The organism is Noviherbaspirillum agri (genome assembly GCF_054780595.1).
Window position 1 is genome coordinate 229,617 of record NZ_BAAGWA010000001.1, and the last position, 13,310, is coordinate 242,926.

At 63.0% G+C, this 13,310-nt stretch carries 12 protein-coding genes; 1 reads left to right on the forward strand and 11 read right to left on the reverse strand.

Annotation, left to right across the window (positions count from 1 at the left end; translation table 11 throughout):
* Positions 1-6 precede the first annotated feature (6 nt).
* Both ACYVIA_RS00890 and ACYVIA_RS00895 read right to left on the reverse strand, forming a co-directional pair.
* Positions 7-2,778 (reverse strand): bifunctional diguanylate cyclase/phosphodiesterase, encoded by a 2,772-nt coding sequence (locus tag ACYVIA_RS00890; protein WP_460836978.1) that lies wholly within the window; start codon positions 2,776-2,778, stop codon positions 7-9.
* Between the two features lie 126 nt (positions 2,779-2,904).
* Positions 2,905-3,402 (reverse strand): hypothetical protein, encoded by a 498-nt coding sequence (locus tag ACYVIA_RS00895; RefSeq protein WP_460836979.1) that lies wholly within the window; start codon positions 3,400-3,402, stop codon positions 2,905-2,907.
* On the opposite strand from ACYVIA_RS00895, the gene ACYVIA_RS00900 reads away from it, so the two are divergent.
* Positions 3,389-4,459 (forward strand): hypothetical protein, encoded by a 1,071-nt coding sequence (locus tag ACYVIA_RS00900; RefSeq protein ID WP_460836980.1) that lies wholly within the window; start codon positions 3,389-3,391, stop codon positions 4,457-4,459. The genes ACYVIA_RS00895 and ACYVIA_RS00900 overlap by 14 nt on opposite strands.
* Before the next feature lie 45 nt (positions 4,460-4,504).
* Here ACYVIA_RS00900 and ACYVIA_RS00905 read toward each other — a convergent pair whose 3' ends face one another.
* The 9 genes from ACYVIA_RS00905 to ACYVIA_RS00945 form a co-directional block, all read right to left on the reverse strand.
* Positions 4,505-4,897: a DUF302 domain-containing protein gene (locus ACYVIA_RS00905; RefSeq protein ID WP_460836981.1), complete on the reverse strand. Its 393-nt coding sequence runs from the start codon at positions 4,895-4,897 to the stop codon at positions 4,505-4,507.
* A gap of 335 nt (positions 4,898-5,232) precedes the next feature.
* The gene (locus tag ACYVIA_RS00910) at positions 5,233-5,709 is read right to left on the reverse strand and encodes a hypothetical protein (protein WP_460836983.1); all 477 of its coding nucleotides are present in this window, start codon (positions 5,707-5,709) and stop codon (positions 5,233-5,235) included.
* A 10-nt stretch (positions 5,710-5,719) separates the two neighbouring features.
* Positions 5,720-6,196, reverse strand: a complete 477-nt coding sequence (locus ACYVIA_RS00915) for a hypothetical protein (protein WP_460836984.1) — start codon at positions 6,194-6,196, stop codon at positions 5,720-5,722.
* 354 nt (positions 6,197-6,550) lie between these two features.
* Positions 6,551-6,877 carry a rhodanese-like domain-containing protein gene (locus ACYVIA_RS00920; RefSeq protein WP_460836986.1) on the reverse strand — a complete coding sequence of 109 codons (327 nt, stop codon included), beginning with the start codon at positions 6,875-6,877 and terminating at the stop codon, positions 6,551-6,553.
* Between the two features lie 78 nt (positions 6,878-6,955).
* Positions 6,956-8,335, reverse strand: a complete 1,380-nt coding sequence (locus ACYVIA_RS00925) for a TolC family outer membrane protein (protein WP_460836987.1) — start codon at positions 8,333-8,335, stop codon at positions 6,956-6,958.
* Positions 8,336-8,358: 23 nt separating this feature from the next.
* Positions 8,359-8,778, reverse strand: coding sequence for a thioredoxin TrxC (gene trxC, locus ACYVIA_RS00930; protein ID WP_460836989.1), 420 nt, complete (start codon positions 8,776-8,778; stop codon positions 8,359-8,361).
* 9 nt (positions 8,779-8,787) lie between these two features.
* Entirely contained in the window at positions 8,788-8,997 is a 210-nt protein-coding gene (locus ACYVIA_RS00935; protein WP_460836990.1) for a YgaP family membrane protein, read from the reverse strand.
* Between the two features lie 2 nt (positions 8,998-8,999).
* Positions 9,000-12,221: an efflux RND transporter permease subunit gene (locus ACYVIA_RS00940; protein WP_460836991.1), complete on the reverse strand. Its 3,222-nt coding sequence runs from the start codon at positions 12,219-12,221 to the stop codon at positions 9,000-9,002.
* A 16-nt stretch (positions 12,222-12,237) separates the two neighbouring features.
* Positions 12,238-13,296 carry an efflux RND transporter periplasmic adaptor subunit gene (locus tag ACYVIA_RS00945; protein ID WP_460836992.1) on the reverse strand — a complete coding sequence of 353 codons (1,059 nt, stop codon included), beginning with the start codon at positions 13,294-13,296 and terminating at the stop codon, positions 12,238-12,240.
* Positions 13,297-13,310: the final 14 nt, after the last annotated feature.

The window sequence follows — 13,310 nt, forward strand, 5'->3', positions numbered from 1 at the left end:
CCCGCATCAAATCGGCATCAACTTATGCCGCTGCACTGCCGGCGGGAAAAGGAAGCGTTTCTGCATCAGGTTGGAAACTGCCTCTGCCGGAACCGGTTCGGAGACGAGGTGGCCCTGGACTTCGTCGCAGGCGAGTGATTGCAGTAGGCCGAGCTGTTTTGGCGTCTCCACGCCTTCGGCGACGATGCAGATATCAAGCGCGTCGGCCATGGACACGATGGCCTTGAACAGGGCTTTGCCTTCGTCGCTTTCGCCGAGCATGACGGTGAAGGCGCGGTCGACCTTGAGGATGTCGACGTTCAGGCGCTGCAGTTGCGACAAGGACGAGTAGCCGGTGCCGAAGTCGTCGACCAGCAGCTTCACGCCGAGCTCGCGCAGGCCGTTGAGCTGGCCGGAGACGGTTTCATCCTGCATGGCCATGCAGGATTCGGTGAGTTCCACGCCGATGAGTGAGGGTTCCACCTGATGCTGCTGCAGGCAGGCGGCGAGGATGTCCTTGACGTTGCCTTCGTTGAGCTGCAGCGCGGAGACATTGATCGAGACCGGCACCACGGGCAGTCCTTCCTTCTTCCATTGCGCGATCTGCGCGCAGGCCTTTTCGATGACCATGCGGCCGAGGGCGACGATCAGGCCGGTTTCTTCTGCGACGGAAATGAATTCCAGCGGCGGCACCAGTCCGCGCTCCGGGTGCATCCAGCGCACCAGCGCTTCCATGCTGGCGAGCTTGCCGGTCTGGGTGTCGACGCGCGGCTGGTAGTGCAGCACGAACTGGTCGCGTGCGATGGCTTCGCGCAGTGCCTGTTCCCGGTTGAGGCGCAGCACCAGCCGGTCGGACAGGTGCGTGTGGTAGAAGTGAAAGCGGCCCTTGCCGGCGGCCTTGGCAGCGTACATGGCAATGTCGGCATGCTTGAGCAGGATTTCGCCGGTGTCGCCGTCCTGCGGGTAGAGGCTGATGCCGATCGAGGCCTGGACGCGGTTGCCGGCAGACCGGCCGAGGGTGAAGGGCTCGCCGAGCGTGTCGATGATCTGCCGCGCGACGCGGGAGACGTCATCCATGCGGGCAACATCTTCGAGGATGACGGTGAACTCGTCGCCGCCCAGGCGCACCACATGGTCGCTGGCACGCACCAGCGTGCGTACGCGGGTAGCAGCCGCCTTGAGCAATTCATCCCCGGCAACATGGCCGAGGGTGTCGTTGATGTTCTTGAAGTTGTCGAGGTCGATGAACAGTACCGCAAGGCCGTGGCCGTTGTGCTGCGCGCGGTCGATGGCGATCGGCAGATAGTTCATCAACCAGTTGCGGTTGGGCAGGGCGGTCAGCGCATCGGCGTTGGCCATGTTGGACAGCTGCTGTTCATGCGCCTTGTTCTCGGAGATGTCGCGTATGGTCAATGCCAGCGCAGTGCCGGAGCGCACCAGCTTGCGGTGCGCCCAAGTCAGCTTCAGCCTGCTGTGCGGGGATACGCGCACTTCGTCTTCGTAAAAGCCAAGTTCAAGTGCGTGCCGCAGCTTGTTCATTTGCGCTTCGCGATAGTCGCCACTGTAGAGTTCGGAAAACTTCTTTCCGATCAATTCGTCTTTGCGCATGCCAATCATTTCAGCGGCGCGCTCATTGCAGTCTTCTACCTGGAAATCGCCGGGATGGCTGTTCCTGTCATACAGCGGGCGCAGCATGTAAAAGCCCTCGCGCGCCGCATCGACGGCAAGCCGGTAGGTCTGCTTGATTTCCTCTTCGTGCAGGCGCCGCCATCCGAGGCGGGTGGAGTACACGGCGCCCACTACGGCAAGCAGAAGCAGCAACGCGCTGCCGGTGGCTGCAAATGCCTTGTAGTCCCGCGCCGTGGCGTGGTACGGGGCGAGTGCATCGTCCAGCGAGAGTGCGGCCAATGCCACCAGCGGATAGTGTTCCAGTTTTTGCCATGCGACGAAGCGTGCATTGCCGTCCCTGAACTTTTCTGCCGGCTCGGCGGTGACGCCGCTCATGCCGGAGAACGAAGGGTTGCGCTTGTAGAAAATGGTTTTGTCGCCCGGACGTTGTCCGATCTTGATCGCGACCACCGAGCCGTCCACATAGCGTGCGGAGACGAAGTCCTTCTTGCCGAGCAGCGATTCGTCATGGAAGGCGGTGAGGTAGGACGTCTCGACTGCGACCATTGCGGCGCCGTCGAATTGCCCGGTTGGTGTTTCCAGCCGGCGCGAGAAGTGGATGACCTGCTGCCCCAGGCGACGGCTCAGGCTCGGCCCGGTGATGATGAAGTCGCCGCCGCTATTGGCGCGATGCATCTGGTAATACGGCTCGTCCGCAAAGTTGTAGGTGCGGTCGAAAGGAAAGGTGCTGGTCAGCAAGGTGCCGTCTCGCCCCAGGATGCTGGCGTAGATCTTGTTGCTCGGCGGGTATAAGCCTTTTTCGCGCTGACGCTCTAGGCTGATGCGCACGTCGCTTTCTTCCCATTCGTACTTCAGGCTGCGCGTGATCTGGTCCATGTTCTCGACCGTGCGCGTGAGCTGCTGGGCGTAGCTGCGCGCCAGCGACGATGCCTGCTTTGTGGTCTCCTGCCGGATATTCTCCCGTTCACGCTCGATTGCCGACAGCGTAAAGCCCCAGAGCAGGGCGACGAGCAGCAACGCGATCACCGGCCATGCAGCAATTGCAGGCAGGTGGCGGCGCAGGAAAGTGCGCCGAAGCGCCGCATTGGGTGAAGTCGCCGCAGGGGATGCGTGCTGCTGGGCTGCCGTTTTTTCACCGGCGTGCGGTGGTCCGGTCTCCGGCTTTGTCATGGGTGTTGGCCAACTCCTGCGATACGGCAGATTGATGCGAGAGAGGCGCGGCAGCGTGGCTGCCGTGTCGCGCTGGCTTTATTCAGAAAGGCTCCGGCGCGCAAAAGTTCCGGGGTGAGGAAGCGCTCACAAATTGCCCGGCGATAGCTTTCCCGATTCTGGCGGGGAACGGTATGCCTGCGTTTCTGGACGGGCGCTTGCGTGTGCTTTCCCTCCGATCGTTCCTTTATTAAGGCGAGCCAAGAAGGAATTGACTTCGCTCAATTGACGAGGATGGAGGCCGAGAGCACACTCCGGGTCTTTCCAATCGCCAATGTCGTATGCGGGCAGCGCAGTAATTGATTGCATTGGGCAATGTCCGAAGCGCGCCAGCATATCGACAGGTGCAATGAGGATGATTTCCATGCTATTCAGGAAGACGCGTTTGCTGCGAGTCGAAGGCAGCGGCTGCCGCAGCAGGCACTGCAATGGGGGCCGTGCGCGGAGCACCTTGCGGCGACTTTTCAACGGGTTTCTTTTTGCCGGCCTTGCTGCCGTTTTTTTGGCATCAACAGCCATTGCCGCCGATGCACCCGCAACGGAAAGCGGCGTCCGCTTTTCCTGCACGCCAATGCAGATCGGCAAGCTGGACACCGACTTCGATGCCTATCTTGCGCAGCTCGGCATATCCCCATCCCTGGTCGTCAAACGGGTAGACCATGCCGCCGGTTCCGCCGTCTATACGTTAAATACGCCGAAGCACGATTCCAACACGCTGGACTTGAAGGACAGGCCGGAATACGGCATCGCGACGGAGGCCGTGTCGCTGCCGTCACGCGTCGGGAAGAAACGGTCCGTCGACACGGTGTCGAAAAAGGAAATCCTGCTTGCGCTGATGCAGAACGGACGGCTCACGGAGTTTGCCAGCAAAGATTGTGATATCAGCGCGCTCAAGGAGCATGTCGGGTTGCGGCAGAACATTGTCGCGTGGGCGGAGATCCTGGAATTCGGCTGGCCCGATGGCGGGAGCGCGGAGTGGAACCCCGCCTACTGGGACTGGGGCACGCCGGTTGCCGGAAGCCCTTTGCAGGACGCGCTCAACGATGTGTTCTTGAATCAGGACAAGTACTCCATCGGCTGTTATGCCGCGGCACGGCTGGTCGTCATGCAGGGCGTGGTCGATTATTACGCACGCAGCGTGAAGGATCCTGCAAAGCAACAGATCGTGCAGGAACGGCTGCTGGCAGATGGCGAACCATTGGTTGGCGTGGAGCCGGGACAGATCTGGGCGTTTGAGAAGGGGACCTGTGCCGACGAACTGGCCCGCCCCGGAAAGATCCTGAAACTCCAGCAAGGGATCGCGCCGAAGAATTTCGTACCCGGCGACTGGACCTATTTCTTGAATACGGATGCCATCACCTACGAGAAGACCGGGTATGAAGGAGCGAATGCCATCTACCTTGGCCGCAACCGCTTCAGCGATTATTACAACGATCATGACCACAGCTACACCTATGAGGAAAAGCTCCACGAGGTGTACCAGTGGCGTCACGGCGTCTTCAGCAGGACGCGCGATGCGCACAAGGTGCAACCGCTGCGTGCGGAGGATTTCGAGCGGCTCGGCAGGACACCGGAGCAGGGCGGGCTGGTGCTGGACAGCCGGCTTGTTCCTTATTTCTTCGGTTACGAAGGGTTGCCCTGATCTTGCGGCGTAACGATGGCGCGTGCTTGCCGGTCGGCGTGCAGATCAGATTGCCGCGTTGACGCGGTCGAGGCGCTGGCGCACCTCCCCGGCCAGCGCTGCGATCTCCGGCTTGTTGACGAGTTGCAGTACCGAGTCGGGATTCATGAATTCCACATGGACCTTGCCGTCGTCGCCCTGCCGGACGACGACGTTGCAGGGAAGAAGAAGCCCGATCGACGGCTCTGCCGTGATGGCACGGTGGGCAAGCGGCGGATTGCATGCGCCGAGGATCCGATAGGGCGGGATGTCCACACCGAGTTTTTCCTTCATCGCCGATGCGACGTCAATGTCGCTCAGGATGCCGAAGCCTTCCGCCTTCAAGGCCTGTGTCACTCGCTCGATTGCGTCGGGAAAGGCTGCGTTGACGGCCTTGCCGAAGCCATAGGCATTTTCCATTGAAGCCTCCGGAATAAGACGATGAAGTTGAAGATGCGTCCTAAGAGCCTGTTTGAAAACTTACTGCGCCGCCCGATTTTGGTTGGGGGCGCCGAGTCCTGCGATGCTCGTCGTACCTCGCGTACGACTGCGCTTCTCCGGCTGGGCGCCCCCAACCAAAATCGGACCGCTCGCTACAGTTTGCAAACAGGCTCTAAAACCCATCCCCATCCCCATCCCTGCCTTCCCCTTGAAGGGGAAGGGGCTGCAAATGCATGCGCTTAGCACGAAATGCACTGGGCGCCATTGCGGCTGCGCTTTAAGGGGAAGGAGCAACGAGGGTTCTACCAACCAGATCAGTAACCAGTGCGGTCAGGCGGATCCTGGCTCCGCACCGCGCGCAGGATGGCATCGACATCGCGCGAGCGCGCTGCTTCGTCAAAGTCGCCGCGCATCGCCTTCAGTGCAAAGCGTTCCTCGTTGATCTCTTTTGACGTGCGAAATCCGAAACGGCGCAGCGCCGCCAGCGGAGGGCACCAGCCCTGCAGCGCGTGCTGGACCATGAATGCCGGCACGCCGCCTGCCATCGCATACCAGCGCTTGTTGACCGAGGTGGCGAGCGCGAGGCCGATCATGGAGAACACCGCAAAGTTGGTCTGCAGTGTGCGCTCCACGTCCCACTCGCGGCCGAGCTCTCCCAGACGATAAGAGATCACTGCGGCGCGGTCGCCGCTGCCGTACGCCGAGATCCTTTCCTGTGCTTTCTGCTGGATGCGTTCGTTGACATGCGGCGCCGTGTGGTGTGCCACGCGCATTGCTGTATCTGGAATCATGATGGCCTCCTCAATGGAGCGTGCCTTGCTGCGGCTGGTTTTGCGACTGCTGAGATTGCTGAGCCTGCGGTGACTGCGCCTGCGAACGATACGCTTCATGGTCGCCACGCAGGATGCGCAGTGCGCTGCGCTCCTGTTCGATCTCGTTCTGGCTGCGCACGCCAAGGCGGCGGAACAGCGGCAGCAGCGGATACCAGCCCTGCAGGTTGTGCAGGATGACCATGCCCGCGGCGAGCACCGGCACGGCGAACCATCTGCGATCATGCATGGCGCCAAGCGCAACACCAAGGCCGATCATCAGCGGCGCTTCGGTTTCAATGAAACGCTCGACATTCCATTCCTTGTCGAGCTCTTCCAGGCGCCGGTCGATGGTTTCCCGGTCGGCATCGAGATAGCGGGAAACATTTTCCCTGAGCCGGTCTTCCATTTGGCGATTGATGGCAGGGGAGGTATTGATTTCTACACGCTCTATGGTTGCAGATGGCACATTGTTCTCCTTCGTAAAGGTGAATGTGCCTTTTTGACATGCCCTCGCTGGCGAGGTTCAAGCGAAAGTGGTGCTGCGGTACGGTGTACGCCAGCCGGCGGAAAGCGCACACGATTGTCGGCAGACATTAGTGGACGCCAGCTGCCACCAATGGAGATCAGTTCCCAGCAGTTGTAACCTATTGCACCCCTCTCCCGCTTGCGGGAGAGGGGCCGGGGGAGAGGGAGCGCTGCGCAAGCCGCCAGCAAACGACCCGACGCCAAGGCTCGCCCGATGGCGCACGCCGCTGCGTCAACGCCGTTCAGCTTCGTGAAGACTTGTCGGCATTGCACGACGTGGAGCCGCGCGCCACGTTCACCTGGAAATTTCACGCCCCATGCGCGCAGCAAGCGAACGCACGCCGCCGCCGTTGACCACGGTCTGGTAGCCCATGTCCGTCAAGGCACGTCGCGCCATCGCAGAGCGCCCGCCACTCTGGCAGTACACGATGATCGGCGTTGCCTTGTCGACCACGACACTGCCGATGTCGCGCGTGAGGCAATTGAGCGGCAGGGGAATCGCGTCCTTGATATGGCCCGACGAAAACTCCTCCGGGGATCGGACGTCGATCAGGACGGCGTTCTCCGGCAGCGGTTCGTCCGCTCCGGTCAGGGAATCCAGCAGTTTTCCAAAAATGCCCATGGTGTTTCCTTTGATATGAAGTTCGATATGCACCGGCCCGTATCTTGTTCGGCAAGGCAGGTGCGAATTAGATGCTGCCTACTGCTGCAGCATCGCGTTGATCGGCTGCAGCGCATTTTCGTCGAGGCGGCCCGCCAGCGCGGCTAGCCGCAGCCGGTCGAGCGCCACGCCGATGCGCGCCTGTAATAGCGCCAGCTCGGCACTGGTCGCATCGTTCTCTGCATTGAGTAGGTCCAGCGTGGTGCGGTCGCCTACCGAACGGCCAAGGCGCGTCGCATCCAGCCTCGCCTGGCTTGCTTTCAACGCCTGTTCCAGCGCGGCGATGCGGCCGGCACCGACCGAAATGCCCAGCCACGCGGCACGCGTCTGCTGCGTGACTTGCTTGCGCAGGTGTTCGCCGTCGGAGCGCGCCTTGTCGGCGAGGTGCAGCGCCTCCGCATGCTTTGCGCTGCGATAGCCGCCGGTAAACAGCGGGATCGTCAGCTGCACGCCGATCATGCGGTTGTTCGACTCGTTCTCCGCGCTGCCGAAATCGCCGCTGCCATGCAGGCGGTCGCGCCCGACTTGCGCAACGAGATCGAGCGAAGGCGCGCCGAGAGCGCTGTGTTTGGCCACTTCTTCCTTCGCGGCCGACTGGTTTTTTGCCTGCATCAGCAGGCCCGGATTGTTTTCCGATGCATCTGCGATCCAGCGCTCCAGCGTGTCGATCGACGGCCTGGTCGGATCGGCATCGGCGCGCAACGCCGCCAGCTGCCCGGCCGGCATGCCGGTGAGGTCGGCAAAGGCGTTCTGCTTGAGCTGCAATTCGGTTTCGGCGGCCAATACCTGTGCGCGTACCGTTTCGGCACGGGCGGCGGCCTCGTGCGTGTCGGTGACCGGGGTGTCGCCGAGCTTGAAACGGTCGCGCGCTTCCGTCAGTGCACGTTCGACCGCTGCCTGCTGCTTCCGCAACATGCGCACCGTTTCGGATGCGAGGACGACATCGAAATAGCGCTCGGCCACGCGCAGCATCAATGCCTGCCGCGCGTTCTGCCATTCAGCCTCGGCGACATCGGCGGCGAGCGACAGCTGGCGGCTCTGCGCGAGCCGTTCGCGGCTGATCAGCGGCTGCTTGGCAGAAAGCGTATAGCGTTCCATGCTGCCGTTGGTGACCGAGGTATCGAACGCCACACCGCTGGACTGGCCGAAGCCGGGCGCGGAGAAGCGTGCGCCGCTCATGCTGGTTTCATTCGTCATGCGCCCGGCGCCGGCAGTCAGCGCCACCAACGGCAGCCACAATGCGCGCGCCTGGTCGCGCCGGGTGCTGCCGGCCTCGGCGGCGGAGCGGGCTGCTGCGAACTCAGGGTCGTGCTGCTGCGCGGCCTGCCATGCCTGCAGAAGGTCTGTGGCACCGGCAATCTGCGCGGACAAGGCGAGGAGGGTGGCAGACAAGGCTATCGATATGCGCTTGTGTTTCATGGTCATCTTTATGCAGTAGTGGACTACAAACGGGACCGCACCCACGCGACGATGTCCTGCGCCGACATCGCGCCGGAAATGCGTGCAACTTCACGCCCGCCGATGAACAGGATCTGTGTCGGGATGCTGCGTATTGCGTAGCGGGCGCTGGCGGCAGGGCTGGCTTCGGTGTCCACCTTGACGAATCGCACGCCGGGCAATTGCCTTGCCGCTGCCGCAAACTGCGGCGCCATCATCTTGCAGGGACCGCACCACTCGGCCCAGAAGTCGACCAGCACCGGTTGTTCGGTCTTCGCGAGGAAGGTCGGCAGCCGTGTGTCGTCCAGGTTGACGGGTTCGGCAGCCGTCAGCGCAGTGCCACATATGCCGCACACCGGGCCGTCCTGCATCCGGGCTTCCGGCACGCGATTGACGGCGCCACACGAGTGACAGACGAGATGCATGGCCGTTCCTTAGCAACCGGGACGGATACCGAACTTGCGCAGCATGCTCTCCATCAGGCACCACTTGGTGAAGCCGCTCTGCAGCAGGTTGACGCCGACGAAGGCGGTGAATGCCAGCCACCACTCGCTGACGAACATCGGGCTGCCGGGAATGCCCAGCGCCAGGGACAGCAGGATGAAAGTGCCGGCGACGATACGGACGATTTGCCAAGAGGTCATGGTCATGCTCCTTGTTGAGTGATAAAAGAAAGACGGTTGCGGTAAGCGACGTAGTACAGCAGCGGGATCACCACCAGCGTCAGCATGGTGGAGACCAGGATGCCAAAGATCAGCGAGATCGCGAGGCCGTTGAAGATCGGGTCATCCAGGATGAAGAACGCGCCCAGCATCGCGGCCAGGCCGGTCAGCATGATCGGCTGTGCTCGCGTGACGGCGGAGTTCACCACGGCATCCTTGAATGGCATGCCGGAGCGCACCTGCAGGTTGATGAAGTCCACCAGCAGGATGGAGTTGCGCACGATGATGCCGGCCAGTGCGATCATGCCGATCATGCTGGTGGCGGTGTATTGCGCGCCGAGGAGGGCATGGCCGGGCATCACGCCGATGATCGTCAGCGGGATCGGCGCCATGATGATCAGCGGCGTCAGGTAGGAGCCGAACTGCGCCACCACCAAGAGATAGATCAGGATCAGGCCGACTGCATAGGCGGCGCCCATGTCGCGGAAGGTCTCGTACGTGATCTGCCATTCGCCGTCCCACTTGATCGCATAGCTGCGATACGGATCTTCCGGCTGGCTGATGAAATATTCATCCAGCTTGCCGCCGCCCGGCACAGCGATCTTCGACAGGTCATCGCGCATCGCAAACATGCCGTACAGCGGGCTGTCCACCTTGCCGGCCATGTCGGCCACCGCATAGTTCACCGGCAGCAGGTCCTTGTGATAGACCGGCTGCTCGCGCAGCGTGTCGCTGACCGTCACCAGCTCGCGGATCGGCACCAGCTTGCCGGTGGCGGAACGCACGGCCAGCTGCAGCAGCGCATCGAGGTCGCCGTGGCGGTCCGCCGGCAGCTGCAGCGTGGCAGCGGCGGGGTATTTGCTCTGGTCGTGCAGATACGCGGCTTCTTCACCACCGAGGCCGGCGGCCAGTGTGCTGACGATCGCCTGCTGCGGCACGCCGAGCAGTGCGGCCTTGCGGCGGTCCACTAGGAGCATGGTCTTCGGTGCATCGACGATGCTGTTGTCGTCCACATCGACCACGCCTTCGGTCTTGTCGAACACGGCGCGCACGGCTTTCGCGACCTGGCGGCGGCCTTCGGCTTCCGGTCCGTAGATTTCGGCAACGATCGGTGCCAATACCGGCGGGCCGGGCGGCACTTCAATCACTTTCACGTTGGCGCCGAAGCGGCGGCCGATCTCCTGCAGCGCAGGGCGCACGCGGGTCGCGATCGCATGGCTCTGGTCGTCGCGGTGCGCCTTGTCGACGAGGTTGACCTGGATGTCGCCGACGTCGCCGCCGGCGCGCAGGTAGTACTGGCGCACCAGGCCGTTGAAGTTGATCGGCGCGGCAGTGCCCGCATACGCCTGGTAGTTGGTCACTTCCGGCACGGTGGACAGGTAGCCGCCAAGCTCGTGCAACACGGCCGCGGTGCGCTCGACCGGCGTACCGGCCGGCATGTCGACGACGACCTGGAACTCCGACTTGTTATCGAAGGGAAGCATTTTCAGCAACACCAGTCCGGCCACCGGCAGCAGCATCGAGATGGCGATCAGGCCGGCGACGCCGAGGCCGAGCAGGCGGCGGTTGCGTTTGCCTTTCTTGTCGTCCAGCAGCGGGCGGAAGATGCGGTTGAACAGCGGTTCCAGCTTTGCGGCAAGGCCGTGCTGGCCGTGATCGGCAGATGTGCCGTGCGACGATTTCATCCAGATGCGCGCCAGCCACGGCGTGACCGCAAATGCAATCGCGAGCGACAGCAGCATGCCCATGCTGGCATTGATCGGGATCGGGCTCATGTACGGGCCCATCAGGCCGGACACGAAGGCCATCGGCAGCAGCGCGGCAATCACTGTCAGCGTGGCAAGGATGGTCGGGCCGCCGACTTCGTCAACGGCGAGCGGAATGATTTCCACGAGCGGCTTGCCGGGCGTGAGCTGCTGGTGGCGATGGATGTTCTCGACCACCACGATCGCATCGTCGACCAGGATACCGATGGAGAAGATCAGTGCAAACAGCGACACGCGGTTAAGCGTGAAGCCCCATGCCCATGAGGCGAACAGCGTGACGGTGAGCGTCAGGATCACCGCGGTGCCGACGATGGCGGCTTCGCGGCGGCCGAGTGCAAAGAACACCAGCGCCACCACCGACATCGTGGCGAACAGCAGTTTCTGGATCAGCTTCTGCGCCTTGTCGTTGGCGGTGGCGCCGTAGTTGCGGGTTTCCGCCACTTCCACGCCATCGGGGATCACGGTGTTTTTCAGCACGTCGACGCGCTGCATCAGGGCGTTGGCGACGTCGATTGCGTTTTCGCCCGGCTTCTTGGTGACGGCGATGGTGACGGCAGGATATTCACTGGCATTCTTGCCGGCGACGCCATGCCACACATACTTCGACGCGGGCAGCGGGCCGTCGCGCACGGCGGCCACATCCTGCAGGAACACCGGCTTGCCGTTGCGTGCGGCAACGACCAGTTCGCCGACTTCCTGCGCGTTCTTGAGGAAGGGGCCGGACTCCACCGCGACGGCCTTGTTGCCGACCAGGAGTTCGCCGACCGGCAGACCGAGGTTGGCCGACTGCAGCGCGGCGCGCATGTCAGCCACGGTGACGCCGAAGCCGTTCATGCGCGCGGGGTCGAGTTCCACCAGCACCGCGCGGCCGGGACCGCCGATGGTGACGACTTCGCGGGTGCCGGGCACGCGCTTGAGGTCGGCCTCGATGCTGTGCGCGACACGCTCGAGGTCGTAGGCGCCGACCGCCTCGTTCTTGCTGTACAGCGTGAGCGTGACGATCGGCACATCGTCGATGCCTTTCGGCTTGATCAGCGGATCGAGCACGCCCAGGCCCTTCGGCAGCCAGTCGGCATTGGTGTTGATGGTGTCGTGCAGGCGCACCAGCGCTTCCGTGCGCGGCACGCCGACCTTGAACTGCACCGTCATCACGGCCATGCCGGGGCGGGACACCGACATCACGTGCTCCACGCCCTCGATCTGCGACAGCACCTGTTCGGCAGGTGTGGCGACCATCTGTTCCACATCGACCACGGACGCGCCGGGGAAGGGAATCAGCACATTGGCCATCGTCACATTGATCTGCGGCTCCTCTTCCCGCGGTGTAACGAGTACGGCGAAGACGCCAAGCAGCAGCGCCACCAGCGCCAGCAGCGGCGTGATGCGCGCCGTCTGAAAGAAGGCGGCGATGCGGCCGGAAATGCCAAGCGGAGTATTCATCGTCTTCCCTTGGTCCTTAGCGTGCACGTGCCGCCGCTTGCGGGTCAAGCGCGACACGTTCCCCGGAATTGACGCCGGACAGCACTTCAACCATGTTGTCCTGCGTGCGGCCAAGGCGGATCTGGCGCAGCACCGGCCGGCCCTTTGTATCGATCACATACAGGCCGGTGACCTCTGCACGGCGCACGATGGCCGACGACGGCACGAACAGGCGGCCGGCAGATGCGCCGGCGGCTGTGGTGTTCTCGACCCAGACGCGCGCAAACATGCCCGGCGTGGCGCCTTTGATGCCTTCCGGCAGGTTCACGCGCACCTGTCCGGAATGCGTATTGGCGTCGAAGGTCGGCAAGACCTGCACCTGCGGCCGGTCAAGCCACTGGCGGTCAGCCGGCAATGCGGGAAGTTCGACTTTGGCCGGTGTGTTATCGGCAAACTGCGCGAGTGCCGTCTGCGGCACCGAGGCGGTCACCCGCAGTGCGGCCGGATCGTACAGCGTCAGCAGCGGCCGGCCCGGCATCGCCATGTCACCCAGCGAGACCGGCACTTCCGACACCACGCCGGAGTAGGGCGCCTTGACGACGAAGAAGCCGGACTGGATGTCGGCGGCACTGGCCTGCGCGATTTGCGCATTCAGTTCTGCGGTCGTGGCGCGGTATTGCGCTTCCGCGCGTTCAAAGGCAGCCTGGCTGATGTATTCCTTCGCCAGCAGCGTCTTCTGGCGTTCGTATTCGCGCGTCGCAACATTCAATGCGCTGCGTGCAGCCTGGACCTGTGCGCGGCTGGCGGCGCTGTTCTGCGAGGCGGTGCGCGCGTCGATGCGCAGCAGCACCTGGCCAGCCTTGACGGTGTCGCCCGCCTTGACATTGAGCTCCGTGACTGCGCCTTGCACTTGGGCGGCGATCACGGTCTGGCGCACGGCTTCGACGATGCCGTCAAAGCTGGATGTGCCAGCCACGCTGTTGGACTGCACGACGGCGGTGGTGAGGTCCGCTGGAGCGGCCAGCACCATTGCCGGAATCGGCGCGGCGATAAAAGCCGCCATGACAATCGCGCCAACTCGATTCTTGTTTCGCATCTGTATTCTCCCGG

Bases quoted from the DNA above. Each gene is read 5' to 3' on its own strand.
- ACYVIA_RS00890 (WP_460836978.1), bottom strand. From the start codon at position 2,778: ATGACAAAGCCGGAGACCGGACCACCGCACGCCGGTGAAAAAACGGCA.
- ACYVIA_RS00900 (WP_460836980.1), top strand. From the start codon at position 3,389: ATGCAGATCGGCAAGCTGGACACCGACTTCGATGCCTATCTTGCGCAG.
- ACYVIA_RS00905 (WP_460836981.1), bottom strand. From the start codon at position 4,897: ATGGAAAATGCCTATGGCTTCGGCAAGGCCGTCAACGCAGCCTTTCCC.
- ACYVIA_RS00910 (WP_460836983.1), bottom strand. From the start codon at position 5,709: ATGATTCCAGATACAGCAATGCGCGTGGCACACCACACGGCGCCGCAT.
- ACYVIA_RS00920 (WP_460836986.1), bottom strand. From the start codon at position 6,877: ATGGGCATTTTTGGAAAACTGCTGGATTCCCTGACCGGAGCGGACGAA.
- ACYVIA_RS00925 (WP_460836987.1), bottom strand. From the start codon at position 8,335: ATGAAACACAAGCGCATATCGATAGCCTTGTCTGCCACCCTCCTCGCC.
- trxC (WP_460836989.1), bottom strand. From the start codon at position 8,778: ATGCATCTCGTCTGTCACTCGTGTGGCGCCGTCAATCGCGTGCCGGAA.
- ACYVIA_RS00935 (WP_460836990.1), bottom strand. From the start codon at position 8,997: ATGACCTCTTGGCAAATCGTCCGTATCGTCGCCGGCACTTTCATCCTG.
- ACYVIA_RS00940 (WP_460836991.1), bottom strand. From the start codon at position 12,221: ATGAATACTCCGCTTGGCATTTCCGGCCGCATCGCCGCCTTCTTTCAG.
- ACYVIA_RS00945 (WP_460836992.1), bottom strand. From the start codon at position 13,296: ATGCGAAACAAGAATCGAGTTGGCGCGATTGTCATGGCGGCTTTTATC.